A 25565-nucleotide genomic window follows, 5' to 3' on the forward strand; every position below is an offset into this window, starting at 1 on the left:
TCCCGGATGTGTGTGCTCCACGAAGGGGCTCGCTACGGGTGGTGTAAGCCGCAGACGCCCCGCGCACTTCCCGGGAGGTCATACACGGGACCGATGGCCCCCATAAGCGCCACTTAGACGCCTCTGACCTGCAATTTTACGCGCTCAGAGACCGGCGGACGGTGGCTGGTCCAGGGCCGCGACGAGGTGGCCGAGGTCGCGCCGGTGCGAGCCGGCGGGCCACACCGCCCAGGTGCGCCGTACGAGAGGGTGGCCGACGAGCGGGGACCAGGTGACGTTGTCCGGGAGCGGCTGGGACCAGTTGGGGGGCGCGAGGGTGAAGGCCCGGCCGGTGCCCACGGCGGCGAGTTTGACCTCGGCGATGAGTGACTGTCCCGCCGGAGGTTCGGCGCCGATGTCGATGCCGTGGCCGCGCAGCGTCGCCGTGAGGGCGTCGTACCAGGCGGGGCTGCCGGAGCGCGGGAAGCCGACCCAGTCCAGTCCGGCCAGGGCGTCCAGGTGGATCCCTTCGGGCCCGCGCAGCTTGTCGGCCGGCTCCGTGGCCAGCAGGACACCGAGGCGCTCCTCCACGACCAGCATCGCGTCGAGGTCCGGTCCCGTGGGGCGCTCACGCAGCAGTCCGAGGTCGAGTTCACCGTCACGCAGTGCCGTGAGCTGCTCGGCGGTCGACAGGTGACGGGCCTGGACCCGGGTGACGGGACTGGCGTCGGCGAGTTCGGCCAGGGCACGGGAGAGCAGGTCGGTCGGCAGCTCCAGCGGGATTCCGATCCGCAGCACGCTGCCGCCGGCCTCGGTGTGGGCGGCCATCGCGGCCAGTGCCCGGTCATGGCGGGCCAGTACCGCGCGGGCCTCGGCCAGCAGCGTGACTCCGGCGTCGGTGGGCCGGACTCCCGTACTGCTGCGCACCAGCAACCGCACACCGAACCGCCGCTCCAGAGCGACCACGGTCTGTGACAGGGCGGGTTGGCTGATGTGCAGCCTGCGGGCCGCGGCGGACAGACCACCCTCCTCGACAACCGCGACGAACGCTCGCATCTCCCGGAGTTCCATGGGTTCATCGGATCACGGTTGCCGAAATCGACGCCATCGCGGCGCCTGGCGCGAGAGTCCGGTCGGTGCCGGGGCGGGTGGGCCGGGCTCCGGATGTTACGTCATGCGGGCTGCCTGGGGGGCAGCGTTCTGTAGTACGCGTCCACCCGGTCCAGGTAGTCCGGGTCCCGGGTTTCCCGGTCGGTTCGGAACAGCGGGGCCGCCTTGACCTCGTCCCTCGTGAACGCCAGCTTGATCTGCCGGGCCCGCGGGTCGATACCCGTGACGGCTCCCGACGGGACCAGGACGCTTTTGCCGAAGACCCACACCCCGGTGTCGACCACGAGGTGGCGCATGTCGGAGACGTCGGTCTGCCGGTCCACCTGTCCGACCGTCCCGTCGGTCGCCTCGACGGTGAACCCCGTCAGGTCCTGGCCTTCGGTGTGGCCGCTGTCCGGCCGGTACGACCACGGTCTGTCGATGCTCATCCGTGCTCCTTCCGTTCGCTCCGTTCGCTCACGCCGTGAGGCCGGCGCGCCGCTGTCCCGCGGTGCGGCACGGCACGCCTCGGCGAGCGCCATGTCGGCGGCGGCGATCGCGTCCCGTACAGCCACGGTCCCCGTCGCCGCGCACAGCTTCCGGGCGGTGTCCTCCATGACCCCGCCATATCCGGGGGTCTTCCCGCTCCGCGACGCGATACGCGTGATCGCGTGATCGCGTGATCGCTCGGCCCGCCGGTGATGCGGGCCGCCACGAACCGGTCGATCCTGAAGCGGGGGGCCGCTTGTCATGGGCGTCGTCACGGAGACCGTCACGGAGACCGTCACGGGCACCCAGTACCCCGAGGAGAAAGCGAGGAGAAGACCATGACGTATCTGACCGTCGGTGAAGAGAACTCCGCCCCCATCGAGCTGTACTACGAGGACCACGGCACCGGGCGGCCGGTCGTACTGATCCACGGGTATCCGTTGAACGGGCACTCCTGGGAGAAGCAGGAGCGGGTGCTGCTCGCCGCCGGGTACCGGGTCATCACCTACGACCGGCGCGGGTTCGGCGCGTCGAGCCAGCCGAGTGTGGGCTACGACTACGACACCTTCGCCGCCGACCTCAAGGCGCTGATCGACCATCTCGATCTACGGGACGCGGTGCTCTGCGGGTTCTCGATGGGCACCGGAGAAGTCACCCGCTACCTCGGCACCTACGGCTCGGAACGGATCCGCAAGGCGGTGCTCCTCGGGGCGCTCCCGCCGTTCCTGCTGAAGACCGCCGACAATCCGGAGGGCGTCGACCAGTCCGTCTTCGACGGCATCAAGGCGGCCGTGATCGCCGACCGGCCCGCCTATTTCAAGGACTTCCTCGACAACTTCTACAACGTGGACGTCTACTCCGGTACGCGCATCAGTGAGCAGGCATGGCTGAGCAGTTTCATCGTGGCGGTGGGAGCTTCCCCGCAGGCCGCGCACGACTGTGTCGACACCTGGCTCACCGACTTCCGCGCGGATCTCGCCGAGATCGATGTGCCGACCCTGCTGGTGCACGGCACGGACGACCGGATCCTGCCGTACGCGGCGACCGCGAGCCGGCTGCCCGGTCTGATCAAGGACCTGACTTTCGTCGCCGTCGACGGCGGCCCGCACAACATCGCCTGGACCCACCCGGAGGAGGTCAACCGGGCCCTCCTGGACTTCCTCGCCGACTGACACCACACACGACAACAGGCCGGTCGCGAGTCCCGTACCGCCGGGGGTGGTGGGGCCCATGGGGCGGGTGGGAATGCGGCGGATCTGTCACGGCGGTATCCCGTACGTCCCAAGTCCGCGACCGGCCTCCTGCGCGCCATCTATGAGCGCTACGGTCCCCCTGCGTACCGAAGCCTTGGGGGGAATCATGCGCAGAGCCCTAATCGCCGTCAGCCTGACGGCCGTCACCTGTCTCGCCCTCACCGCCTGCGAGGGCGACACCGACGACTCCGTCGACACCAAGCCGTCGCCCACCTCCACGGCGACCCAGCCGAAGCCGAGCCCCACCGCCACCGCCACCGACGCACCGGCCGGCGACGACTCGGGTCCCACCGCGATCGGATTCACCGAACCGGCCAGGACTGTCGGCGGCAAGACCGTCGGCATCCTGGAGATCACCCCGACGACCGTCGTCTACGCCACGAAGACCGGCGGAGCGACCCCGCAGAACGGCGTGTTCGCGATCGTGGTCCTCAGCGAGAAGTCGATGACCGCGAACCCCGCCGACGAGGAGGCGGCACCGGACGGCGGCTGGCAGTGGATCGGCCCGGACGGCAAGCCGGTCGCCCCGGGCGGCGGCAGCGCCGGACAGGTCACCCTCGACGGGTACGTCGCGTCCGGCCCCATCGAGCCGGGGGCGACAGCGACCCGTGCCCGGATCTTCGACATCACGCCCGCGCAGGCCCAGCAGGGGAAGCTGGTCTACACGGACGGTACGCAGGCTCCGCACGCCTGGCGGGTCCCGTCCCAGGACACCGGACCCCAGATCGCCGACATCAAGGGCAAGCTGGGCTCCTGACAAGACCTCGCCACCCACACTTCACTTTCAGCATTGCGCAACCTTTAAAGTATTCATATGGATGCTGAAGCAGTGGCGGAGTGGGAGACGGCGGTGCTCTCCGGAGGACCCGCCGACGGATTGCGGATGCGGGTCGTCGACCGGCCATCGGTGGTCCAGGTGACCTATCCGTGCGAGGTCGACGAGGCACCGCACGAAGCCCGGGTGAAGGTGGAGGCGCTGTACGTGTACCGGCGCGTCCTGCGGGACGGCGACGAGCCCGTGCGGTACGGGTTCGACGGCGCGAGCCCCTGAGAAGCGGGTACGGGGCGAGCGCGTACGCATGGCCGACGAGCGGCGGCCCGGCCCCACCTCGGGGTCGGGCCGTATGCGCGCCGGCGCGCGGTTCACAGTGGCAAGCGGCTCGCGTCAGCGCGTGACGTCGCGCTGTTCGGCGGCGAGCCGTGCCGTACCTTCCACCGTCGGGGCCGCCGTCGAGGCCGTCGCACCCGAGGCGCCCGCCGCCCCCTCTTCCTTCATCGCCTTCGTCTCGCTCTTCAGGATCCGCAGGGACTTCCCCACGGCCCGTGCGGTGTCCGGCAGTTTCTTGGAGCCGAACAGCACGATGAGCACGATCGCCACGATCAGCAGATGCCAGGGTTCCAGCCCGTTGCGCAACATTCCCGTCGTCCCGTCCTCTCCTGCCAAGGGCGCCGACCGCCCGGAAGGCGCCCACTAAAGATTGCTACATTGCGCAACTGTACAACCAAGAGGCAGGATCAACCGTCTTCCTGACCGAGCGGTACTGAGCCGGTCCCGAACCGGACGACCGCCGGGTGGATACGGACCGAACGAGGGGTGCGCAGATGACACGGAGCCCGCAGGCGGCACCCCCACGGCGCCGGGGCGCCCACGCGGAGGTCGCGCCCGGGGGCAGGGCCGCCGCCCGCGCCGCGCGGCGCCGCAAGGGCGGCGGGCTGCGCCTGGCCCTGCTGATCTTCCTCTCGCTGGTGGTCCTCGCGACGGCGGGCGCGGGCTGGATGTATCTGAAGCTGAACGGGAACATCGACACATTCGGCGCGGACGGCCTCTCCGACAACCGGCCCGACGCGGCGGCATCCAAGGGTCAGAACGTCCTCGTCATCGGCTCCGACGCCCGTACCGGCGGCAACAGCGCGCTCGGCGGCGGCGACAAGGGCGACATAGGCCGCTCCGACACCGCCTTCCTGCTGCATGTGTACGCCGACCACAAGCACGCCGTCGCGGTGTCCATCCCCCGCGACACCCTGCTCACCATCCCGCCCTGCAAACTGCCCGACGGCACCTGGACCCGGCCACAGGACAACACGATGTTCAACGCGGCGTACTCCGTGGGCCAGACGGCCAAGGGCAACCCGGCGTGCACGCAGAACACCGTGGAACATCTCACCGGGCTGCGCGTGGACCACACCGTGGTGGTCGACTTCAAGGGGTTCGCCGCGCTCACCGATGTGGTGGGCGGCGTCAAGGTCTGTCTGCCGCAGGACATCTACCAGAAGGACCTCAGCCCCAGCCGCCCCACGCAGGGCAAGCTCCTGTTCCACAAGGGGGAGCAGGAGGTCGCGGGTCAGCGGGCGTTGGACTACGTGCGTATCCGGCACGGCATCGGCGACGGCTCCGACATAGGCAGGATCAAGCGCCAACAGGCTTTCGTGGCAAGCCTGATGAAGAAGGTGAAGAGCGACGGGCTCACTCCCACCAAGCTGCTGCCGCTCGCGGACGCGGCCACCAATTCGATGACCGTCGACCCCGGCCTCGGCTCCGCCGACAAGCTGATCTCGTTCGCCATGTCGCTCAAGAACATCGATCTGCACAACACCAAGTTCGTCACCATCCCCTGGCGCTACGAGGGCAGTCGGGTCGCGATCGTCGAGCCGGACGCCAGTGCGCTGTGGGCGGCGCTGAAGGCGGACCGCACCATCGACGGCACGGACGCCAGCGGCAAGAAGGACAAGCCGAGCGCCCCGAAGAGCCCGAGCGGACCGGTGTCGGGCGCCGATGTCGCCGTCGCCGTCTACAACGGCACCACCGTCACCGGTCTCGCCGCGCAGGCGGCCGACACCCTCAAGAAGCACGGGTTCACGGTGACCGGCACGGCGACCGCGAGCACCCAGGACCACACCGGCACGCTCATCGAGTACGGGCCGGGACAGCAGGACAAGGCGAAGACCGCCGCCCGTCTCTTCTCGGGGGCCAAGCTTCAGTCCACGACGACGGCCGGCATCAATGTCGTCGTCGGCTCGGCGTACGCGGCGAACCCCTCACCCCCCGCCGCCACCGAACCGACGGCCATCCCCTCCAAGGTCACCGACGACGCCCGCTCGGCCGACGACAACCCGTGCTCGAACCTGTCGTACGGATGACACGGATGACCAGGGGTCGTCAGCTCACGCGGCGCCTGATCCGCCAGAGCGAGTGCGGGCGCGCGGTGGACCGGCCGGAAGTACGGAAGTGGGCCCGGGGAACCGTACGTCGGACCGATTCATGCGCCGGTGTCGCGCCTCCGTGCCCTCATGGCCGAGCGGCGACCGCCTTGCCCGCCTTCTCCCAGTTGTCGTGCAGGCGGGTCAGATACGACTGGGCCTGGGTGCCCGGGTGGGTGCCTCGGGCGAAGGCGAGCATGTTGCCGGCGCCGGTGTTGTAGCCCAGGGCGAGGAGTTCGTCGCGGGTGTGGGGGCCGGTCCAGTGGGACGGGAGTTGGGCGCCGAGATCATGCAGATACCAGGCGGTGGACTCGATCGCGAGGTCCCGGTCGTCGGGGAGTTCATCCCAGCGCCGGCCGGCGAAGTCCCGTCCGCGTTTGGTCAGGTCGAAGGTGGCCCGGTGCATGTTCCCGATGCCGAACGCGGCGTCGGGCTTGTACCGCTGCCAGGCCCTCTCCAGATCCGGGTCGTGCGGTTTGTACGACTCGTTGTAGAGGACCGCCATGACCAACTGGGGGCTGACTCCGGCCTGTTGGGCCCGGTGACGGACCTGGGTGGCGTAGTCGGCGGGGTCGTAGGGGCCGGACAGCCCTTCACTGGGTGAAGGTGAGGGTGAGGGGTGCTGCGACGGGGGCTTCGACGGTGTGGCCGACGCGTGCGGGGTCGGCGAACTCGGCGGTGCCGCGCTCCCGGTGTCCGAGCCGCCACGCACCACCGCCCAGACGGCCAGCGCCGCCACCGGCAGCGCGACCCAGCGCCACCGTCCGCGCGACGGCGTGTCCCCGCTCACGGCGCGATCCCGGCCCGTACCGACCGCCGTACATAGCGCGCCCGTACGGCCATCAGGCCGGTCGCGTACAGGGCGAGGACGGCGGCGAGCAGCAGATAGTAGAGGCCGGGCAGGGCCTCCATGCCGAGCAGCGGGCCGAGCGGTGAGAGGGGCAACAGGAGTCCTACGGCGGCGAGTCCGGCCGCGGCCCAGGCGACGGGGCTCGGCGCGCGGCCCTGCGCGCTGCGGCTGCCCGCGCGGAGCAGCAGCATCACCAGGGCCTGGGTCAGCAGGTTCTCGGTGAACCAGCCGGAGTGGAAAACCTCTTCGTTGTCGGCCGCGCCGGAGGTGTGCAGCGCGAAGAAGAGGACGGCGAAGGTGGCGAGGTCGGCGACGGCGTTGAGGGTGCCGAAGCCGGTGATGAACCGGAGGAAGTCCCGGGGCCGCAGCACGGTCGGGCGGCGCAGCGCGACGGGGTGCGGACGGTCGTAGGCGAAGGCGAGTTGCGCGGCGTCGAAGCAAAGGTTCTGGGCGAGTACCTGCGCGGGCAGCATCGGCAGGAAGGGCAGCAGCAGACCGGCGGAGAGCATCGCGATGACGTTGCCGAGGTTGGACGACAGGGTGATCCGCAGATACGTGGCGATGTTGCCGCTGCTGTACCGGCCGGCCGTGATGGCGTGGTCGATGGCCATGAGGTCCTTCTCGGCGAGCACCACGTCGGCGCTCTCGCGGGTCACGTCGACGGCTTGGCGCGGGGCGATCCCGACGTCGGCGGCGTGCAGCGCGGGCAGGTCGTTGACGCCGTCGCCGAGGAAGCCGGTGGTGTGTCCGGCGGCGCGCAGGGCGTCGGTGATACGGGCCTTGTGCTCGGGTGTGCAGCGCGCGAAGACCGTCGTACGCGATGCGGCGCGGGCGAGTTCGGCGTCGGTGAGGCCGTCGATCCGGTCGGCCGTGAGGAGGTCGCCGGGGCCGAGGTCGATACCGAGGTCACGGCAGGCGCGGGCGGCGGTGCCGGGGTGGTCGCCGGTGAGGATCTTGACGGCGACGCCCCGGTCGGCGAAGACCTTGAGGGCGTCGGCGGCGGTCGGTGTGAGGGCGTCCCGCAGCGCGACGAAGCCGGCGAAGGTGAGTCCGCGTTCGTCGGCGGGCGTCCAGTCGCGGGTGCGGGCGGGCCGTTCGGCGGTCGCGACCGCGAGGAGCCGTAGTCCGCTGTCCGCCTCGCGTGCGGCGAGGGCGAGCAGCGCGTCCCGCTCGGCCGGGTCGAGGGCGCAGCGTTCCAGGACGGATTCGACGGCGCCCTTCACGACGAGGGTGTGCAGGCCGAGGCGGCCGGGAGGCCGGACGACAGCGGTGGCGAGGCGGCGTACCGGGTCGAAGGGCAGGGCGGTCACGCCGTCGTAGCGCAGTGGTTCGTCCTCGTCGGCGGCGTCGAGGATCGCCTCGTCCAGGGCATCGGGCGCGGGCAGGTCGGCGAGTTGGAGGGTCCACCAGGAGTTCACGGCGGCCCAGCGCAGGACGTCGGGGGCGTCGCGCCCGGCCGCGTCGAGTGCCCGGTCGACGACGGGTCGGTCCTGGGTGAGGGTGCCGGTCTTGTCGAGGCACAGGACGTCGACGGCGCCGAGGTCGTGCAGCGCGGGCAGCCGTTTGACGATCACGCCGTGGGTGCGGGCGAGCAGGGAGGCGCCGCGGGCCAGACAAGTGGTGACGATGACCGGCAGCATCTCGGGGGTGAGTCCGACGGCGACCGCGACGGCGAACGGCAGGGTTTCCAGGCCGCGTCCGCGCAGCGCCGCGTTGGCCATCAGGACCAGCGGCGGGGTGAGCAGCATGAACCGGATCAGGACCCAGGAGATGCCGTGCACGGAGCGGTCGAAGGCGCTGGCCTCGCGGCGGCCGGGCGGGCGGTGCGCGGCGGCGAACCGGGTACGGGGGCCGGTCGCGACGACGACGGCGGTCCCGCTGCCCGACGCGACGCTGCTGCCCTGGAAGCAGAGTTGCGGCACCCCGAACGGGTCGGGCGGTCCGGTCGGCCCGGCGAGCGCGGTCACACCTGGTGCGTCCACGGCGCCCTTGGCCACGGGCGCCGACTCCCCGGTGAGCGCCGCCTGGTGGACGGTGAGTCCGCCGGACCGCAGCAACCGCACATCGGCGGGTACCAGGTCGCCGGGTCCGAGCCGGACGACATCGCCGGGCACCAGTTCCTCGACGGGGATCTCGCGGGCCCGGGGTGTCCCGTCCCGCGAGGTGCGGCGCAGGACGGTGGCCGTGGTGGCGACGAGGTCCCGCAGCGACGCCATGGAACGGTCGGCACGGTGCTCGCCGGCGGAGCGCAGGACGCAGCTGACGACGACCAGCAAGAGGATCACACAGGCGGTGCCCCAGGCGGCGACCAGCGAGGAGACGAGCCCGAGGCAGAGCAGGACGGCCGTGAACGGGTCGCGCGCACTGCGGACGAGCAGCCGGGGCCAGGACGGTGCGCGCCAGGCGGGCACCGTGTTGGCGCCGAGGGTGACGAGCCGTTCCTCGGCCTGGGCGTCGGTCAGCCCGCGCGGCCCGCTGTCCACGTGCCGCAGGACCTGCAAGGAGGTGAGGTCCGCGGCGGTCTCAGGCACCAAGGCCGCGGAGGGGGCGCGCGGCGGGATGCGCGGCGCGGTCGGTCAGCTGGCCGACCATGAGCCGCACCACGGTCACCACGTCCGTGTCGTCGACGAAGTACACCTGCCGCCGGCCCTCGCGCCGGGACCGTACGAGCCCGGCCAGTTTCAGCTTGGTCAGATGCTGGCTCACCGCGGGCAGCGCGCCGCCGACGCGTTCGGCGAGCCCGGTCACATCGCTCTCGCCCTGCGCGAGGGCCCACACGATGTGCAGCCGCGCGGGCGACGCGAGCAGCCCGAAGGCGGCAGCCGCCTCCGCCAGTACGTCGGCGGGCGGATCCTCGAAGTCGCCGGCCTCTGCCGCCACGGTGCCTCTCCCGTTCTGCCTTGTCTGTCCGTCGGTGTGTCCGGCCCGTACGAAGAGGTTCCGGATGTGCCGCTCAGTCTAGGCGTGCGGTCACACCTCCCCGGGTACGCGGTCCAGGGGCGCAACCGCAGGCGCTCTTCTCGCGTCTCCCTCACCGTCTGTACAGTTGCGCAACCAAGCAATGAATCATCGTACGCGAGGAGTCGACACCGTGGGCATCATCAGCTGGATCATCCTGGGACTGGTGGCCGGGGCGATCGCCAAGATCCTGCTGCCCGGCCGGGACCCGGGCGGGCTGATCGGCACCACTCTCATCGGTGTCGCGGGCGCCTTCGTGGGCGGCTGGCTCTCCGCGAAGTTCCTGGACCGGCCCATCCAGAAGGAGTTCTTCGACCTCACCACCTGGGGCGCGGCGATCGCCGGCTCCCTGGTCCTGCTGATCGGCTACCGCCTGCTGTTCGGCAACTCCCGGGACTGACCGGTCACCACCGACCGACCGGCCGACCCAGGGGCCGGTCACCCTCCCGGCCGTCGAGACACTTCCTTACGGTAACTTCTACAGTGCTGTAGATTCTGGAGGCGTTCACCCGCCTCCTTCGGCGTCACCTTCCGACGCCGTCCCAGTCGCCCGCCGCCGGCGCGCCCACCCCACCCACAGCGCGTCGGCGGCGGGTCCCCTCCCGCACCCGGTCCGGCCGGACCGACGTCTACCTCTGCCCCTGCCGCATCACGCGTGCCCCGCACCTGGCACAGAACCGGGCGTCCCACTCCCGGGGAAAGTGCCCGCAGTCGGCGCAGACGACCGACCTGGCCCCACGCCCGCGGGCGCCGTTCCCTTCCGTACCGTCGCGGTCCGCGCCGCCCTTGTCCGGTGCCGCCGACGAGCGGACGGCCAGACCCGGACGGCGCTTGTGCACGGTCAGATAGCTCAGCCCCTCGCCTCCCGCGACGAGGGTCCGCGCCATACCGTGCGTCAGCCAGGCGACCGAGCCCGGCACCAGGTCCTGCCTGCTGCCACCGGTGGTCAGCCAACCGCTGCCCCCGGTGACGTACAGCAGGACGTCCAGATCGGGCTCCACGTGCGCGACCGGTGGCGCGTCCGGACCCAGCCTGACGACATGGGCGTCGAGCTGCCGGGCCTCGGCCGACAGCCGCCACACCGCACCCGCCTGTTCCGGCGGCACGCCCCGCAGCAGCTCGGGGACGCGCGCCAGCACACCCGTCGACGAGGACGACATCATACCTACCACCTCCGGCGAACAGAACGAGAGGTGATGCTCCCTCAAAACTCGTCGGAGCGTGGGGAGTTGGTCATCCCTTTGGTCATCTCTTGGTGAGATCCTTGAGGGCGATGTTCAGTTGGAGGACATTCACGGTGGGCTCACCCATGAAGCCGAGCTGACGCCCCTGGGTGTTCTCGTCGACCAACTTCCGCACCTGGTCGACCGTGAGGTGGTTCTTCTCGGCGACCCGGTGCACCTGGAGGTCCGCATACTGCGGGGAGATGGCCGGGTCGAGTCCGGAGCCCGACGAGGTGACCGCGTCGGCGGGCACCTGCGAGGGCTTGACCGTGTAGCCGGGCGTCGAGTTGTCCTTGATCACGGCGGCTTTGGCGTCCTTGACCAGCTTCACCAGCTTCTCGTTGTCCCCGGCGAGGTTGGTCGCGCCGGAGAGGATCAGCTTGTACTGGGTGTTGACGGTGTTGGTGCCGAGGCCGTTCTGCGGGCGGCCCTGGAACCACTTGAGGTCGGCTTCCGGGGTCTGCTGCCCCTCCTTGAGGGGCAGGTTGTACGCCTGCCCGATGAGTGCGGAGCCCACGACCTTGCCGTCGTGTGTGATCTCCGAGCCGTTGGCCTTGTTGCCGAAGAGGCCCTGCCCGATGCCCGTGATCGCGAGCGGGTAGAGGACTCCGGTGACGACGGTCAGTACGAGGAGGGCCCGCAGGCCCGCCGCGAACAGCCGGGCGGTGTTGGTGACCGAGTTGTTCATGGCTGTCGACACGCTCCTGTTCAGTGCAGCCCGGGGATGAGGGAGATCAGCAGATCGATGATCTTGATGCCGATGAAGGGCGCGATCAGGCCGCCGAGTCCGTAGATCCCGAGGTTGCGCCGCAGCAACTTGTCCGCGCTCACCGGCCGGTAGCGGACCCCGCGCAGGGCGAGCGGTACGAGCGCGATGATGACGAGCGCGTTGAAGATGACCGCGGACAGGATCGCGGAGTCCGGCGAGGACAGCCGCATGATGTTGAGCTTGTCCAGGCCCGGGTAGACCACGGCGAACAGCGCGGGGATGATCGCGAAGTACTTCGCGACGTCATTGGCGATGGAGAACGTCGTCAACGCGCCCCGGGTGATGAGGAGTTGCTTGCCGATCTCGACGATCTCGATGAGCTTGGTCGGGTTGGAGTCCAGGTCCACCATGTTCCCGGCCTCCTTGGCGGCCGAGGTGCCCGTGTTCATCGCGACGCCCACATCGGCCTGCGCGAGCGCGGGCGCGTCGTTCGTGCCGTCGCCCGTCATCGCGACGAGCTTTCCGCCGGCCTGTTCCCGCTTGATGAGGGCCATCTTGTCCTCGGGCGTGGCCTCCGCGAGGAAGTCGTCCACGCCGGCCTCGTCCGCGATGGCCTTCGCCGTCAGCGGGTTGTCACCGGTGATCATGACGGTCTTGATGCCCATCCGGCGCAGCTCGCCGAACCGTTCACGCATCCCGTCCTTGACGACGTCCTTGAGGTGGATGACGCCCAGGACCCGTGCGCCGTCGGTGTCGTGGACCGCGACGAGGAGCGGAGTGCCGCCCGCCGCCGAGATCTCGCCCGCGAGACGTCCCGCGTCGTCGGACGCCGTGCCGCCCTTTTCCCTGACCCAGGTGAGGACCGAACCGGCGGCGCCCTTGCGGATCTCGCGCCCGTCCACGTCCACACCCGACATCCGGGTCTGGGCGGTGAACGCGATCCAGTCGGCGCCCGCGAGTTCGCCCTGGTGGCGCTCGCGCAGCCCGTACTTCTCCTTCGCCAGGACCACGATGGAGCGGCCCTCGGGTGTCTCGTCGGCCAGCGACGACAGTTGCGCAGCGTCGGCGACCTCGGCCTCGGTGGTGCCGGTCACCGGCACGAACTCCGACGCCTGACGGTTGCCGAGCGTGATGGTGCCGGTCTTGTCGAGCAGCAGCGTGGACACATCGCCCGCCGCCTCGACCGCGCGCCCCGACATGGCGAGGACATTGCGCTGCACCAGCCGGTCCATGCCGGCGATGCCGATCGCGGAGAGCAGCGCGCCGATCGTCGTCGGGATCAGACAGACCAGCAGGGCGACCAGCACGATCATGCTGAGGTGCGTGCCCGCGTAGTCCGCGAACGGCGGCAGGGTCGCCACCGCGAGCAGGAACACGATCGTCAGCGAGGCGAGCAGGATGTTCAGCGCGATCTCGTTCGGCGTCTTCTGCCGCGCCGCGCCTTCGACCAGGCTGATCATGCGGTCGATGAAGGTCTCGCCCGGCTTCGTCGTGATCTTGACGACGATCCGGTCGGACAGCACCTTCGTACCGCCCGTGACGGCGGAGCGGTCACCGCCGGACTCGCGGATGACCGGGGCCGACTCACCGGTGATGGCGGACTCGTCCACCGAGGCGACACCCTCGACCACGTCACCGTCGCCGGGGATGATGTCGCCCACCTCACAGACGACGAGGTCGCCGATCCGCAGATCGGTGCCGGGTACGCGCTCCTCCGCGGAGCCATTGAGCCGGCGGGCGACCGTGTCGGTCTTGGCCTTGCGCAGGGTGTCGGCCTGCGCCTTGCCGCGTCCTTCGGCGACGGCCTCGGCGAGGTTGGCGAAGATCACGGTGAGCCACAGCCAGGCGGAGATCGCCCAGCCGAACCAGTCGCCCGGCTTCGAGATCGAGAACGCGGTCGTGAGGACCGAGCCGACCAGGACGACGAACATGACGGGCGACTTGACCATCACCCGGGGGTCGAGCTTGCGGAACGCGCCGGGCAGCGACTTCACCAGTTGCCGCGCGTCGAACAGGCCCGCGCCGACGCGCCCTTCGTCCTTGTGCCCGGTCGGCACGTCCTGGTGCGGCGCGGGGGTGGGTGTGGCTGTGGACATGGAGCCCTCTGTGTTCTGGTCCGGTGCGTTCGTGTCCGGCGTGTTCTTGTCCGGTGCGTTCTTGCCGGTACGGGGGGTCATGACGCCAGTCCTTCGGCGAGCGGGCCCAGGGCCAGCGCGGGGAAGTACGTCAGACCGGTGACGATGAGAATGGTGCCGACGAGCAGTCCGGTGAACAGGGGCTTCTCGGTACGCAGGGTGCCCGCCGTGACCGGCACCGGCCGCTGTTCGGCGAGCGAACCGGCGAGCGCGAGCACGAACACCATCGGCAGGAACCGGCCGAGCAGCATCGCCAGACCGATCGTGGTGTTGAACCAGTCGGTGTTCGCGTTGAGTCCCGCGAACGCGGAACCGTTGTTGTTGGCGCCGGAGGTATAGGCGTAGAGGATCTCGGAGAATCCGTGCGCGCCCGGGTTGAGAATCGAGTTCCCCGGGGTCGGCAGGGCCATCGCGGCGCCGGTGAAGACGAGGACGAGCGCCGGGGTGATGAGGATGTAGCACGCGGCGAACTTGATCTGGCGGGTGCCGATCTTCTTGCCCAGGTACTCGGGCGTGCGGCCCACCATCAGACCGGCGAGGAACACCGCGATGATCGCCATGATCAGCATGCCGTAGAGACCGGAGCCGGTACCACCGGGCGCGATCTCGCCGAGCATCATGCCGAGCATGGTGATTCCGCCGCCGAGTCCGGTGTACGACGAGTGGAAGGAGTCGACCGCGCCGGTCGAGGTCAGCGTCGTGGACACCGCGAAGATGGACGAGGCACCGATCCCGAAGCGGGTCTCCTTGCCCTCCATGGCACCGCCCGCGATCTCGAACGCGGGGCCTCGGTGGGCGAATTCGGTCCACCACATCAGGGCGATGAAGGCGATCCAGATGGTGACCATCGCGCCGAGGATCGCGTAGCCCTGGCGGACCGAGCCAACCATCGTGCCGAAGGTGCGGGTGAGCGCGAAAGGGATCAGCAGGATCAGGAAGATCTCGAACAGGTTCGAGAACGCGTTGGGGTTCTCGAAGGGGTGGGCGGAGTTGGCGTTGAAGTAGCCGCCGCCGTTGGTGCCGAGTTCCTTGATGGCCTCCTGCGAGGCGACCGCGCCACCGTTCCACTGCTGCGAGCCGCCGGCGAACTGGCCGACCTCGTGGATACCGGAGAAGTTCTGGATGGCGCCGCACGCCACCAGGACGACGGCGGCGACGACGGCGATGGGCAGCAGGATCCGTACGGTGCCGCGCACCAGGTCGGCCCAGAAGTTGCCGAGTTCACCGGTACGGGACCGGGCGAAGCCGCGGACCAGCGCCACGGCGACCGCGATACCGACGGCGGCGGACAGGAAGTTCTGCACCGCGAGGCCGCCGGTCTGCACGACATGGCCCATGGCCTGTTCGCCGTAGTACGACTGCCAGTTGGTGTTCGAGACGAAGGACGCGGCGGTGTTGAACGCCTGGGCCGGTTCGATCGAGGAGAAGCCGAGGGATCCGGGCAGTCCGCCCTGGATCCGCTGGAGGAGATAGAGGAAGAGGACGCCCACGGCGGAGAAGGCGAGGACGGAGCGGAGATAGGAGGGCCAGCGCATCTCCGCGTTCGGGTTGGCGCCGATGCTCTTGTAGATCCATCTCTCGGCACGCAGGTGCTTTTCGGAGGAGTACACGCGGGCCATGTAGTCGCCCAGCGGGCGGTAGGCCAGCGCCAGTGCCGCGACGAGCGCGAGCAGCTGAAGCACTCCGGCGAGTTCGGGGCTCATGTCGGCGCTCAGAACCTCTCCGGGAAGAGGAGGGCGAGGATGAGATATCCCAGCAGGGCGACGGCGACGACGAGGCCGACGATGTTCTCGACGCTCACAGTTTCGCCACCCCCTTGGCGACAAGCGCCACCAGTGCGAACACGGCGATCACGGTGACGACGAAGGCCACATCGGCCATCGTTAGCTCCTTGGCGGAAAATGGATCAAGCGGACGGTTAGAGGAAACCTTCTTTCCGGCGCTTCACGACCGGCGTTGACGGGGCTCTTACGCCGCCCCGCACGGTATTGACGGCTTCCGTACGCCGTATCGCACCCACGTCCCCGACACGTCCCCAACACGCCTCTGACCTGCAAAAAGATCACCCGGTGGCGTAAGCGCGAGGGAATTCCCGGCGGATTTCGGGGAACCGACACCCTCTATACATGCGGTGTATACACGCTATGTATAGTGCTTCTATGCCTGCACATCACCAGCGCGGCTTCCTGTCCGCGCTTCGAGCCATGTCCACCCGAAAGATGTACGCATCACGAAAGAACGTGAATGCGTCAACAAAGATGCGCCGAACGCCGTCGAGGTTGCCTGCCGCCGCGCTTCTTTCCGTGCTCGTGACCCTGACCCTCGCGATGAGCGGGTGCGCACGGCTGGACACGACCGCGCCGAGCACGGCCCGCGAGAACGCCGGCGACGACGGCAAGGGCACGTTCGGGACGGTGGACTGCCGTGAGGCGAAGTGTGTGGCGCTCACCTTCGACGCAGGGCCGAGCGAGAACAGCACCCGGCTGCTCGACATCCTCAAGGAGAAGAAGGTGCCCGCGACCTTCTTCCTGCTCGGCAAGCGGCACATCGAGCGCTATCCCGAGCTGGTCAAGCGGATGGACGCCGAGGGCCACGAGATCGCGAACCACACCTGGTCGCACAAGATCCTCACCAAGATCAAGCCGGACGAGATACGCGAGGAGCTGAAGCGGCCCGACGACGCGATAGAGAAGCTGATCGGCCGCAGACCCACACTGATGCGCCCGCCGCAGGGCCGTACCAACGACACGGTGCACGAGATCTGCCGCGAGTTCGGCCTCTCCGAGGTGCTGTGGAGCGTCACCGCGAAGGACTACACGACCGAGGACTCGGCACTGATCGAGCAGCGGGTGCTCGACCGGACCGAGCGGGACGGCATCATCCTGCTGCACGACATCTACCGGGGCACCGTGCCCGCCGTCCCCGGCATCGTCGACGAGCTGAAGAAGCGGGGGTACGTGTTCGTGACCGTGCCGCAGCTGATGGCCCCCGCCGCCCCGGAGCCGGGCACGGTCTACCGCCCCTGACGCCACCGCCCCTGACGGGTCGCCCCGCCGACCGGGTCACCACACCAGGTGCAGCGTCTCCGGAGAGCGATGGATCATCGTCGGGCGCATGGTCACCGGCCGGTCACCGGCGAGCCGCAGCGAGGGCAGCCGCCGGGTGAACAGCTCCAGCGTGAGCCGCACCTGATCGCGGGCGAGCTGGGAGCCGGGGCAGCCGTGCACGCCGTGCCCGAACGCGAGATGGCGGGCGGGAGCGCGGGTGATGTCGAAGACGTCGGGCCGCCCGTGCCGGGCGCCGTCCCGGCCCGCCGCGCCGAACGCGACGAACACCGGTGCGCCCGCAGGGAGTTCGGTACCGGCGAGCGACACAGGGCGGGTGGTGACCCGGCGGAACCCCTGGAGGGCGGTGTCGTAGCGCGCGGCCTCCTCGACGGCGTCGGGGATCCGCTCCGGCTCGGCGCACAGCAGGTCCCACTGGTCCGGGTGGCACAGCAGATGCAGCAGCGTCGTACCGATCAGCGCGGTCGTCGTGAGATGCCCGGCGAGCAGCAGGTTCTGCACATGTGCCACGCATTCCGCGCTCTGGGCGGGGGTGAGGTCCTCGGCGTCGAGGTCGTCGGTGCCGGGGACGAGCCCGGCGACGAGTTCGGAGCACAGGTCGTCACGCGGCGCCGCCCGGCGGGCGCGTACGGCGGCGTCGAGGATGTGCCGCATCGCGACGATGTCCTGGGCGGCGGCGATCTGCTCGTCCTCCGGGAGCGGCCGGAACAGCAGTTGCTCGGCGCGGTGGCCGCCCTGGACGACGGTGGGCACATCGGCGGGGTCGATGCCGACGATCCGCCCGATGACCTCGCCGGGCAGCCGCCGCGCGTACGCGGCCATCAGCTCGGCCTCGCCGTCCTCGGCGAAGGCGTCGACCAGGGCGGTGGCCCGCTCGACGGCGTACGGCCGGACGGCGGCGACCCGTGCCGGTGACAGCGCGCGGACGATCGGCGCGCGTAACTCCTGATGGCGGGCGCCGTCCGCGCTGAGCACGACGGCCCCCCGGGCGGAGCCGCCGCCGAGGACGGCGAGCGCGGCCGGGGACGGCATGACGTCCGGGCGCAGGGCGTTGGCCGACGAGAACTCGTCGGGTCGGCGCAGCACTTCGCGGACGTCCGCGTCCCGTGCGACCAGCCAGGCGTCGAGTTCCTCGACATAGGTGAGCCCGTCGGCGCGCCGGGCCCGTTCGTAGACCGGATAGGGATCGCGCTGCAAGGCGTCGAGCCGTGCGAGTGGTGGCAAGGGTGAAGGGTCCATGGGACACCCCTCCGGGAACGCGAATACGGTCGGGCCCATCGTGCCGCACACCCCCGCGCCACGACAGCCCGCCTACGATCGCCGGGTGGCCCTCATCGCGCTCGTACGGGAATCTCCGCTGCCGCCCGCCGAGGTGTGGCGCCGGCTCACGGACTGGCCCCGGCACAGTAGGACGGTGCCGCTGACCCGGGTCACGGTCGTCACTCCCCCGCCGTCGGGCACCGGAACCCGCTTCGTCGCCCGTACCGGCGTCGGGCGCCTCGGGTTCGACGACCCGATGGACGTGGTGACCTGGCATCCACCGACCACGACGGCACCGGGCCTGTGCCGGCTGGAGAAACGCGGCACCTTCGTCACGGGCTGGGCCGAGATCGAGGTCTACGCGCACGGGATGTCGGGTTCCCGGCTGGTATGGCGGGAGGAACTACGGGTCCGGTGGCTGCCGTCCGCCGCCGACGGTTTGCTGGCCCGCGCGGGGCGGACGCTGTTCGGCAGGGCGGTCACACGGCTGCTGGCGGACGACTGACACCGGCGCTTTCCGCTGACGCCGGCACTCCCCGCCGGTCGTGTGCCCGTGGTCAGGCGACCGAGTCGAGGCGGTCCGGTGACGGGCGGGGTTCGTCGTGGTGGATCGGGGTGTGGGCTCCGGTCAGCGAGACGCCGCTGCCGCCCCGGCGGACGGCGACGATCTCCGACGCTATCGACACCGCCACCTCCTCCGGCGTACGCGCCCCCAGGTCAAGGCCGATCGGCGACCGCAGCCGCGCCAACTCCCACTCCGACACACCCACTTCACGCAGCCGCCGATCGCGGTCCTCATGCGTACGCCGGGACCCCATCGCCCCCACGTACGCGACCGGGGACCGCAACGCCAGCCGCAGCAACGGCACATCGAACTTCGCGTCATGTGTCAGCACACACAACACCGTCCGCCCGTCGACCTCCGTACGCTCCAGATAGCGGTGCGGCCAGTCGACCACGATCTCGTCCGCCTCCGGGAAGCGGGCCCGCGTCGCGAACACCGGCCGGGCATCGCACACCGTCACGCGGTAGCCGAGGAACTTGCCCATCCGCACCAGCGCCGACGCGAAGTCGATCGCACCGAACACGATCATCCGGGGCGCGGGCACCGACGACTCGACCAGGAGCGTCACCGGCTCACCGCAGCGTGATCCCGCCGCACCGATCTGCACCGTCCCGGTCCGCCCCGCGTCCAGCATCGCCAGCGCCTCACCGGCCGCCGTACGTTCCAGCCCCGTATCCCCGCCGAAACCACCCGCGCGGGACCCGTCCGGGCGGACCAGAAGCACACCGCCCAGCAACTCGGCGGGCCCGTCGGCGACCCGTACGACCGCCGCCGCGTCGCCCGCCACCGCAGCCGCCAGAGCCGCCGCGAACACCTCCCGCACCGGGGTGTCCGCGCGGACCGGGGTGATCAGGATGTCGATGACACCCCCGCAGGTCAGGCCCACCGCGAACGCGTCCTCGTCGCTGTACCCGAACCGCTCCAGGACCGACGTACCGTCCTCCAGGGCCTGCCGGCACAACTCGTACACCGCGCCCTCCACACACCCGCCCGACACCGAACCGATCGCCGTGCCCTCGGCGTCGACGGCCAGTGCCGCGCCCGGCTGCCGGGGCGCACTGCCGCCCACGGCGACCACCGTCGCCACGGCGAAGTCACGGCCCTGCCCGACCCACCGGTACAACTCGTCAGCGATGTCCAGCATCTCGGTCTCCTTACGGGTGCGTGGAGGGCGTCGCGCGTCAGTGGACGCCGAGCCAGCCTTCGATCGGGTTGAGGGCGAAGTAGACGAGGAAGATCACCGCAAGGCCCCACATGAACGCGCCGATCTCCCGGGCCCTGCCCTGGGCGATCTTGATGGCGACGTAGGAGATGACACCCGCCGCGACACCGGCCGTGATGCTGTACGTGAACGGCATGATCACGACCGTCAGGAAGACGGGGATCGCGGTGGCGCGGTCGCCCCAGTCGACGTGCCGGGCGTTCATCATCATCAACGCGCCGATGACGACGAGCGCGGCGGACGCGACCTCCTGCGGCACGATCGCGGTGAGTGGCGTGAAGAACAGGCAGGCGGCGAAGAACAGTCCGGTGACGACCGAGGCGAGCCCGGTACGGGCCCCTTCGCCGACGCCGGTCGCGGACTCGACGAACACGGTCTGGCCCGAGCCACCCGCGACTCCGCCGATGGCGCCGCCCGCGCCGTCGATGAACAGCGCCTTGGACAGGCCCGGCATCCGGCCCTTGTCGTCGGCGAGTTCGGCCTCGGTGCCGACGCCGATGATGGTGGCCATCGCGTCGAAGAACCCGGCGAGTACGAGCGTGAACACGATCATGCCGACGGTCATCGCGCCGACCTCGCCCCAGCCGCCGAACTCGACCTTCCCGAACAGCGAGAAGTCGGGTGCGGAGACCGCGCCGCCGTGCAGTTCGGGAGCGCCGTTCGCCCACTGCTTCGGGTCGATGACACCGGCCGCGTTGAGGATCGCCGCGACGACCGTGCCGCCGATGATGCCGATGAGGATGGCGCCCGGGATGTCGCGGGCCTGGAGCATGAAGATCAGCAGCAGGGTCGCCGCGAAGAGCAGGACGGGCCACCCGGCGAGTTCACCGGCCGGGCCGAGGGTGATCGGGGTGGCCTCGCCCTGATGGACGAACCCGGCCTTGTAGAGGCCGATGAGGGCGATGAACAGGCCGATGCCCATCGTGATGGCGTGTTTGAGCGCGAGCGGAATCGCGTTCATGATCATCTCGCGCAGCCCGGTGACCACCAGAAGCATGATCACGACGCCGTACATCACGCACATGCCCATCGCCTGGGGCCAGGTCATCGCCGGGGCGACCTGCGAGGAGATCACCCCGGACACGGAGAGTCCGGCGGCGAGGGCGAGCGGCACCTTGCCGACGAAGCCCATCAGCAGGGTGGTGAGGGCGGCGGCGAACGCCGTCGCGGTGATGAGGGCCTGTTGCCCCATCGTGTTCCCCGCCACGTCCTTGCCGGACAGGATCAGCGGGTTGAGCAGCAGGATGTACGCCATCGCCATGAAGGTGGTGACGCCGCCGCGCACCTCGCGCGCGACCGAGGATCCTCTCCGGGATATGTGGAAGTAACGGTCGAGCCAGGACCTGCCCGCCGCCTGGCGCGTCCCCGCGCCCGCGTCTTCTGCGGTGGTTCCGGGCTCCACTGATGAGTGGGTCATGGTTGCCTACTCCCAAGGTTCACAGGGACACCCGTCCGGGGACTCCTGGGGAGTGCCGGTGCGGGATTTGGGATGGATGTCGGCTGCACGACCCGGGGGACGGCCCGAGATGTGGTGTACCGGTGTTTCTGTTACGGGTGCTGGGCGCCGTTGAGATTCGAGTTGCCCGGCACCGGGGTGCCCTGCGCCCACCCGTGCCGCCCTGCGGCACGCCTGCCCGCAGGGCAGGGCGTCAGGTGCCTGTCAGGTGTTCCGGGCGGACCGGGGTTCTCTTGAGTTCCAGGCCCGTGGCCTGGCGGATGGCGGACAGGACCGCCGGGGTCGAGGACAGGGTGGGGGCCTCGCCGATGCCGCGCAGGCCGTACGGCGCGTGGTCGTCGGCGAGTTCGAGCACGTCGACGGGGATGGTCGGCGTGTCGAGGATGGTGGGGATCAGATAGTCCGTGAAGGACGGGTTGCGTACCTTCGCGGTCTTCGGGTCGACAATGATCTCCTCCATCACCGCGACGCCCAGACCCTGGATGGTTCCCCCCTGGATCTGGCCGAGCACGGACAGCGGGTTGAGCGCCTTGCCGACGTCCTGGGCGCAGGCCAGTTCGATGACCTTGACCAGGCCGAGTTCGGTGTCCACCTCGACCACGGCGCGGTGCGCGGCGAAGGAGTACTGGACATGACCGTTGCCCTGCCCGGTGCGCAGGTCGAAGGGTTCGGTCGGGCGGTGGCGCCATTCGAGTTCACGGTCGACGGCGTCGTCCCCGAGAACGTCCGCGAGTTCGGCGAGTACCTCACCGCCGTCGGTGACGACCTTGCCGCCCTCCAGGAGGAGTTCGGCGGTCGCCCAGGCCGGGTGGTAGGTGCCGAACTTGCGGCGGCCCAACTCCAGGACGTCCTCGCGGACATGCTCGCAGGCGTTCTTGACGGCTCCCCCGGTGACATACGTCTGCCGGGAAGCGGACGTGGAACCGGCGCTGCCGACCTGGGTGTCGGCCGGGGCGATCGTGACCTGCGTGACGCCGAGTTCGGTACGGGCGATCTGCGCGTGCACGGTGACTCCGCCCTGACCGACCTCCGCCGCCGCCGTGTGCACCACGGCGACCGCCTCACCGCCGACCACTTCGAGGCGGACCCGGGCGGTGGAGTAGTCGTCGAAGCCCTCCGAGAAGCCGACGTTCTTCAGGCCGACCGCGTAGCCCACACCCCGGACGACACCTTCGCCGTGCGTGGTGTTGGACAGACCGCCGGGCAACTGGCGTACGTCGGAGCCCTCGGTGGTCTCCCACTGCCGCTCCGGCGGCATCGGCATCGCCTTGACACGGCGCAGGAGTTCGGCGACCGGGGCCGGTGAGTCGACGCGCTGCCCGGTCGGCAGGAGGGTGCCCTGCTCCATGGCGTTGAGCTGGCGCAGGGCGACCGGGTCCATGCCCAGTCGGTCCGCGAGCTTGTCCATCTGTGCCTCGTAGGCGAAGCACGCCTGGACCGCGCCGAAGCCGCGCATCGCGCCGCAGGGCGGGTTGTTGGTGTAGAGCGCGATGGCCTCGATGTCGACGTCGTCCACGGCGTAGGGGCCGACGGCCAGCGAGGACGCGTTGCCGACGACCGCAGGGGACGCGGACGCGTAGGCACCGCCGTCCAGGACGATCCGGCACTTCATGTGCGTGAGCTTGCCGTCGAGGGTCGCGCCGTGCTCGTAGAAGAGCTTCGCGGGGTGGCGGTGGACATGACCGAAGAACGACTCGAAGCGGTTGTAGACGATCTTGACCGGCTTGCCCGTGCGCAGCGCGAGCAGACAGGCGTGGATCTGCATCGACAGGTCCTCACGGCCGCCGAAGGCACCGCCCACGCCGGAGAGCGTCATCCGGATCTTGTCCTCGGGCAGTCCGAGGACCGGGGCGATCTGCCGCAGGTCGCTGTGCAGCCACTGGGTGGCGATGTACAGGTCGACGCCGCCGTCCTCGTCGGGCACCGCGAGCCCGGACTCGGGGCCGAGGAACGCCTGGTCCTGCATGCCGAAGGTGTACTCACCGCGCACGATGACGTCGGCGCGCCGGGCGGCCTCGTCGGCGTCGCCGCGCACGATCGGCTGGCGGTGGACGACGTTGGGGTGCGGGACATGGCCTATGTGGTGATCGGTGCGGTTCTCGTGGATCAGGATCGCGTCGGGCGCGGTCGCGGACGCCTCGTCCGTGATGACGGGGAGTTGGCGGTAGTCGACCTTGATCTTCGCGGCGGCGCGGCGCGCGGTCTCCGGGTGGTCGGCGGCGACGATCGCGACGGGCTCACCGTGGTGGCGGACCTTGCCGTGCGCGAGGACGGGCGTGTCCTGGATCTCCAGACCGTAGTTCTTCACCTCCGTCGGCAGGTCGTCGTACGTCATGACCGCGTACACACCCGGCTGGGCGAGGGCCTCGGAGGTGTCGATGGACACGATCTCCGCGTGGGCGACCGTGGAGCGCAGGATCTGGCCCCACAGCATGTCCTCGTGCCACATGTCCGAGGAGTACGCGAACTCGCCGGTCACCTTGAGGGTGCCGTCGGGCCGGAGCGTGGACTCGCCGATGCCGCCCTTGGTACGGGTGCCCTGGGTGAGGTTGGTGGGGGTGCCGGTGGTGCCCATCTCAGACCGCCTCTCCCTGACGTTCCTGGCGGGCTGCCGCCAGGCGGACCGCGTCCATGATCTTCTCGTAGCCGGTACAGCGGCACAGGTTGCCCGACAGGCCCTCGCGGATGTCCGCGTCGGACGGGTTCGGGTTGCGCTCCAGCATCTCGTCGGCGGCGACGAGCAGGCCCGGCGTACAGAAACCGCACTGGACGGCGCCGGCGTCGATGAACGCCTGCTGGACGGGCGAGAGCGGGGTCCCTTCGCCGGTCTGCGAGTCGGTGCCCTTGGCGGCCCACTGGTGGGCGTCCTGGAGCGAGGTGCCGTCGGCGGAATGGCCCGCGCAACCGGTGCGCTCGGCCCGCTGGCGGGCGAAGTCGGCGAGGCCCTCGACCGTGACGACCTCGCGGCCCTCGACCTGTCCTGCGGCGACCAGACAGGAACAGACGGGTACGCCGTCGAGCCGGACCGTGCAGGAGCCGCACTCGCCCTGTTCGCAGGCGTTCTTGGAGCCCGGCAGGCCCATGCGCTCCCGCAGGACGTACAGCAGGCTCTCGCCCTCCCATACGTCGTCGGCTTCCTGCGGACGGCCGTTGACCGTGAAGTTCACGCGCATTACGCAGCTCCCTCGGTGGCGCGGGCGGTGTCGCGGTACGACTCCCAGGTCCAGGTCAGGGTGCGGCGGGCCATGATGCCGACCGCGTGCCTGCGGTACCCGGCGGTGCCGCGGACGTCGTCGATGGGGTTGCAGGCCGCCGCGCACAGATCGGCGAACTGCTTGACGACCGATGGGGTGATGACGCGGCCGTTGTCCCAGAAGCCGCCCTCGTCGAGCGCGGCGTTCAGGAACAGTTCGGCGTCCTTGGCCCGGACGGGTGTCGGCGCGGCGGAGCCGATACCGGTGCGGACGGTCCGCGTCCGGGGGTGCAGGGCCATACCGAAGGCGCAGACGGCGATCACCATCGCGTTGCGTGTGCCGACCTTCGAGTACTGCTGCGGCCCGTCGGCCTTGGCGACATGGACGGCGCGGATGAGTTCATCGGCTTCCAGGGCGTTGCGCTTCACCCCGGTGTAGAACGCGTCGATGGGTATCCGGCGGGAGCCGCGCACCGACTCGACCTCGACCTCGGCGCCCGCGGCGAGCAGCGCGGGATGCGCGTCGCCGGCGGGTGAGGCGGTCCCCAGATTGCCGCCGACACCGCCCCGGTTGCGGATCTGCGGTGAGGCGACGGTGTGCGAGGCGAGGGCCAGTCCGGGCAGCTCCCGGCGCAAGTCCTCCATGATCCGGGTGTACGGGACGGAGGCACCGAGCCGTACGGATTCCTCGCCGATCTCGTACTCGCTCAACTCACCTACGCGGTTGAGGTCGAGGAGGTATTCGGGCCTGCGGTGATCGAAGTTGATCTCGACCATCACATCGGTGCCTCCCGCGATCGGCACAGCGGTGGGGTGCTCGGCCTTGGCGGCGAGCGCCTCCTCCCAGCTGGCGGGGCGAAGGAAGTCCATGCGCGGCTCTCTTCTTCGTATCGTGGGCCGTTCCCCGCGTCCGGGAGCGCG

At 70.1% G+C, this 25565-nt stretch carries 24 protein-coding genes; 7 read left to right on the top strand and 17 right to left on the bottom strand.

What is annotated here, in order from left to right; genetic code table 11:
* Nucleotides 1-144: 144 nt before the first annotated feature.
* Both ACFVT5_RS18300 and ACFVT5_RS18305 read right to left on the bottom strand, forming a co-directional pair.
* On the bottom strand, nucleotides 145-1050 hold the full coding sequence (locus ACFVT5_RS18300) for a LysR substrate-binding domain-containing protein (RefSeq protein ID WP_389888293.1): 906 nt from the start codon (nucleotides 1048-1050) through the stop codon (nucleotides 145-147).
* Nucleotides 1051-1151: 101 nt separating this feature from the next.
* Nucleotides 1152-1820: a DUF5133 domain-containing protein gene (locus ACFVT5_RS18305; RefSeq protein ID WP_389889419.1), complete on the bottom strand. Its 669-nt coding sequence runs from the start codon at nucleotides 1818-1820 to the stop codon at nucleotides 1152-1154.
* A gap of 75 nt (nucleotides 1821-1895) precedes the next feature.
* Between ACFVT5_RS18305 and ACFVT5_RS18310 the strand changes: the two genes are divergently transcribed.
* From ACFVT5_RS18310 to ACFVT5_RS18320, 3 genes are all read left to right on the top strand, one after another.
* A complete protein-coding gene (locus tag ACFVT5_RS18310) occupies nucleotides 1896-2729 on the top strand; it encodes an alpha/beta fold hydrolase (RefSeq protein ID WP_389888296.1) in 834 nt (277 codons plus the stop codon).
* 187 nt (nucleotides 2730-2916) lie between these two features.
* Nucleotides 2917-3567, top strand: a complete 651-nt coding sequence (locus tag ACFVT5_RS18315; RefSeq protein WP_389888299.1) for a hypothetical protein — start codon at nucleotides 2917-2919, stop codon at nucleotides 3565-3567.
* A gap of 57 nt (nucleotides 3568-3624) precedes the next feature.
* Nucleotides 3625-3861, top strand: coding sequence for a hypothetical protein (locus ACFVT5_RS18320; protein WP_389888302.1), 237 nt, complete (start codon nucleotides 3625-3627; stop codon nucleotides 3859-3861).
* Between the two features lie 114 nt (nucleotides 3862-3975).
* Here the strand turns inward: ACFVT5_RS18320 and tatA are convergent, their stop codons facing one another.
* Entirely contained in the window at nucleotides 3976-4227 is a 252-nt protein-coding gene (gene tatA / locus ACFVT5_RS18325; RefSeq protein ID WP_389888305.1) for a Sec-independent protein translocase subunit TatA, read from the bottom strand.
* Nucleotides 4228-4412: 185 nt separating this feature from the next.
* On the opposite strand from tatA, the gene ACFVT5_RS18330 reads away from it, so the two are divergent.
* Entirely contained in the window at nucleotides 4413-5948 is a 1536-nt protein-coding gene (locus ACFVT5_RS18330; protein ID WP_389888308.1) for an LCP family protein, read from the top strand.
* Nucleotides 5949-6096: 148 nt separating this feature from the next.
* Here the strand turns inward: ACFVT5_RS18330 and ACFVT5_RS18335 are convergent, their stop codons facing one another.
* The 3 genes from ACFVT5_RS18335 to ACFVT5_RS18345 are packed head-to-tail and all read right to left on the bottom strand — an operon-like array spanning nucleotide 6097 to nucleotide 9738.
* Nucleotides 6097-6798, bottom strand: coding sequence for a lytic transglycosylase domain-containing protein (locus ACFVT5_RS18335; protein WP_389888311.1), 702 nt, complete (start codon nucleotides 6796-6798; stop codon nucleotides 6097-6099).
* Entirely contained in the window at nucleotides 6795-9389 is a 2595-nt protein-coding gene (gene mgtA / locus ACFVT5_RS18340) for a magnesium-translocating P-type ATPase (RefSeq protein ID WP_389888314.1), read from the bottom strand. The genes ACFVT5_RS18335 and mgtA overlap by 4 nt, the downstream gene beginning before the upstream one ends.
* The gene (locus tag ACFVT5_RS18345) at nucleotides 9382-9738 is read right to left on the bottom strand and encodes an ArsR/SmtB family transcription factor (RefSeq protein WP_389888317.1); all 357 of its coding nucleotides are present in this window, start codon (nucleotides 9736-9738) and stop codon (nucleotides 9382-9384) included. Before ACFVT5_RS18345 ends, mgtA begins: the two co-directional genes overlap by 8 nt.
* 211 nt (nucleotides 9739-9949) lie before the next feature.
* Between ACFVT5_RS18345 and ACFVT5_RS18350 the strand changes: the two genes are divergently transcribed.
* Entirely contained in the window at nucleotides 9950-10216 is a 267-nt protein-coding gene (locus tag ACFVT5_RS18350) for a GlsB/YeaQ/YmgE family stress response membrane protein (protein ID WP_389888320.1), read from the top strand.
* Nucleotides 10217-10445: 229 nt separating this feature from the next.
* Here ACFVT5_RS18350 and ACFVT5_RS18355 read toward each other — a convergent pair whose 3' ends face one another.
* The 5 genes from ACFVT5_RS18355 to kdpF form a co-directional block, all read right to left on the bottom strand.
* A complete protein-coding gene (locus tag ACFVT5_RS18355; protein WP_389888323.1) occupies nucleotides 10446-10979 on the bottom strand; it encodes a hypothetical protein in 534 nt (177 codons plus the stop codon).
* A gap of 82 nt (nucleotides 10980-11061) precedes the next feature.
* Nucleotides 11062-11727, bottom strand: a complete 666-nt coding sequence (locus ACFVT5_RS18360; RefSeq protein WP_389888326.1) for a potassium-transporting ATPase subunit C — start codon at nucleotides 11725-11727, stop codon at nucleotides 11062-11064.
* 20 nt (nucleotides 11728-11747) lie between these two features.
* Nucleotides 11748-13844 (bottom strand): potassium-transporting ATPase subunit KdpB, encoded by a 2097-nt coding sequence (kdpB, locus tag ACFVT5_RS18365; protein WP_389889422.1) that lies wholly within the window; start codon nucleotides 13842-13844, stop codon nucleotides 11748-11750.
* Between the two features lie 77 nt (nucleotides 13845-13921).
* Nucleotides 13922-15586, bottom strand: a complete 1665-nt coding sequence (gene kdpA / locus ACFVT5_RS18370) for a potassium-transporting ATPase subunit KdpA (RefSeq protein ID WP_389888329.1) — start codon at nucleotides 15584-15586, stop codon at nucleotides 13922-13924.
* Nucleotides 15587-15594: 8 nt separating this feature from the next.
* Nucleotides 15595-15684, bottom strand: a complete 90-nt coding sequence (gene kdpF / locus ACFVT5_RS18375; RefSeq protein ID WP_389888332.1) for a K(+)-transporting ATPase subunit F — start codon at nucleotides 15682-15684, stop codon at nucleotides 15595-15597.
* 457 nt (nucleotides 15685-16141) lie between these two features.
* Here kdpF and ACFVT5_RS18380 point away from each other — a divergent pair, with 457 nt between their 5' ends.
* Entirely contained in the window at nucleotides 16142-16909 is a 768-nt protein-coding gene (locus ACFVT5_RS18380; protein ID WP_389888335.1) for a polysaccharide deacetylase family protein, read from the top strand.
* Nucleotides 16910-16945: 36 nt separating this feature from the next.
* Here ACFVT5_RS18380 and ACFVT5_RS18385 read toward each other — a convergent pair whose 3' ends face one another.
* Complete coding sequence (locus ACFVT5_RS18385; protein ID WP_389888338.1) at nucleotides 16946-18187, bottom strand: cytochrome P450; 1242 nt, start codon at nucleotides 18185-18187, stop codon at nucleotides 16946-16948.
* A gap of 85 nt (nucleotides 18188-18272) precedes the next feature.
* Here ACFVT5_RS18385 and ACFVT5_RS18390 point away from each other — a divergent pair, with 85 nt between their 5' ends.
* Nucleotides 18273-18713, top strand: a complete 441-nt coding sequence (locus ACFVT5_RS18390; RefSeq protein ID WP_389888341.1) for an SRPBCC family protein — start codon at nucleotides 18273-18275, stop codon at nucleotides 18711-18713.
* 52 nt (nucleotides 18714-18765) lie between these two features.
* Here ACFVT5_RS18390 and ACFVT5_RS18395 read toward each other — a convergent pair whose 3' ends face one another.
* The 5 genes from ACFVT5_RS18395 to ACFVT5_RS18415 all read right to left on the bottom strand — a co-directional run bounded on the left by ACFVT5_RS18395 (nucleotide 18766) and on the right by ACFVT5_RS18415 (nucleotide 25514).
* Nucleotides 18766-19917, bottom strand: a complete 1152-nt coding sequence (locus tag ACFVT5_RS18395) for an XdhC family protein (protein WP_389888344.1) — start codon at nucleotides 19915-19917, stop codon at nucleotides 18766-18768.
* A gap of 37 nt (nucleotides 19918-19954) precedes the next feature.
* Nucleotides 19955-21412 (bottom strand): NCS2 family permease, encoded by a 1458-nt coding sequence (locus ACFVT5_RS18400; protein WP_389888347.1) that lies wholly within the window; start codon nucleotides 21410-21412, stop codon nucleotides 19955-19957.
* A 232-nt stretch (nucleotides 21413-21644) separates the two neighbouring features.
* Nucleotides 21645-24026 carry a xanthine dehydrogenase family protein molybdopterin-binding subunit gene (locus tag ACFVT5_RS18405; protein WP_389888350.1) on the bottom strand — a complete coding sequence of 794 codons (2382 nt, stop codon included), beginning with the start codon at nucleotides 24024-24026 and terminating at the stop codon, nucleotides 21645-21647.
* Nucleotide 24027: 1 nt separating this feature from the next.
* On the bottom strand, nucleotides 24028-24624 hold the full coding sequence (locus tag ACFVT5_RS18410) for a (2Fe-2S)-binding protein (protein WP_389888353.1): 597 nt from the start codon (nucleotides 24622-24624) through the stop codon (nucleotides 24028-24030).
* The gene (locus ACFVT5_RS18415) at nucleotides 24624-25514 is read right to left on the bottom strand and encodes an FAD binding domain-containing protein (RefSeq protein ID WP_389888355.1); all 891 of its coding nucleotides are present in this window, start codon (nucleotides 25512-25514) and stop codon (nucleotides 24624-24626) included. Before ACFVT5_RS18415 ends, ACFVT5_RS18410 begins: the two co-directional genes overlap by 1 nt.
* Between the last annotated feature and the right edge of the window lie 51 nt (nucleotides 25515-25565).

Origin of the sequence: Streptomyces sp. NPDC058001, from assembly GCF_042886315.1 — a bacterium.
GTDB lineage: Bacteria > Actinomycetota > Actinomycetes > Streptomycetales > Streptomycetaceae > Streptomyces.

Coding starts and splice junctions, on each gene's coding strand:
- ACFVT5_RS18300 (WP_389888293.1), bottom strand. CDS start 1,050: ATGGAACTCCGGGAGATGCGAGCGTTCGTCGCGGTTGTCGAGGAGGGT.
- ACFVT5_RS18305 (WP_389889419.1), bottom strand. CDS start 1,820: ATGACAAGCGGCCCCCCGCTTCAGGATCGACCGGTTCGTGGCGGCCCG.
- ACFVT5_RS18310 (WP_389888296.1), top strand. CDS start 1,896: ATGACGTATCTGACCGTCGGTGAAGAGAACTCCGCCCCCATCGAGCTG.
- ACFVT5_RS18315 (WP_389888299.1), top strand. CDS start 2,917: ATGCGCAGAGCCCTAATCGCCGTCAGCCTGACGGCCGTCACCTGTCTC.
- ACFVT5_RS18320 (WP_389888302.1), top strand. CDS start 3,625: ATGGATGCTGAAGCAGTGGCGGAGTGGGAGACGGCGGTGCTCTCCGGA.
- tatA (WP_389888305.1), bottom strand. CDS start 4,227: ATGTTGCGCAACGGGCTGGAACCCTGGCATCTGCTGATCGTGGCGATC.
- ACFVT5_RS18330 (WP_389888308.1), top strand. CDS start 4,413: ATGACACGGAGCCCGCAGGCGGCACCCCCACGGCGCCGGGGCGCCCAC.
- ACFVT5_RS18355 (WP_389888323.1), bottom strand. CDS start 10,979: ATGATGTCGTCCTCGTCGACGGGTGTGCTGGCGCGCGTCCCCGAGCTG.
- ACFVT5_RS18360 (WP_389888326.1), bottom strand. CDS start 11,727: ATGAACAACTCGGTCACCAACACCGCCCGGCTGTTCGCGGCGGGCCTG.
- kdpB (WP_389889422.1), bottom strand. CDS start 13,844: ATGTCCACAGCCACACCCACCCCCGCGCCGCACCAGGACGTGCCGACC.
- kdpA (WP_389888329.1), bottom strand. CDS start 15,586: ATGAGCCCCGAACTCGCCGGAGTGCTTCAGCTGCTCGCGCTCGTCGCG.
- ACFVT5_RS18380 (WP_389888335.1), top strand. CDS start 16,142: ATGCGCCGAACGCCGTCGAGGTTGCCTGCCGCCGCGCTTCTTTCCGTG.
- ACFVT5_RS18385 (WP_389888338.1), bottom strand. CDS start 18,187: ATGGACCCTTCACCCTTGCCACCACTCGCACGGCTCGACGCCTTGCAG.
- ACFVT5_RS18395 (WP_389888344.1), bottom strand. CDS start 19,917: ATGCTGGACATCGCTGACGAGTTGTACCGGTGGGTCGGGCAGGGCCGT.
- ACFVT5_RS18400 (WP_389888347.1), bottom strand. CDS start 21,412: ATGACCCACTCATCAGTGGAGCCCGGAACCACCGCAGAAGACGCGGGC.
- ACFVT5_RS18405 (WP_389888350.1), bottom strand. CDS start 24,026: ATGGGCACCACCGGCACCCCCACCAACCTCACCCAGGGCACCCGTACC.
- ACFVT5_RS18410 (WP_389888353.1), bottom strand. CDS start 24,624: ATGCGCGTGAACTTCACGGTCAACGGCCGTCCGCAGGAAGCCGACGAC.
- ACFVT5_RS18415 (WP_389888355.1), bottom strand. CDS start 25,514: ATGGACTTCCTTCGCCCCGCCAGCTGGGAGGAGGCGCTCGCCGCCAAG.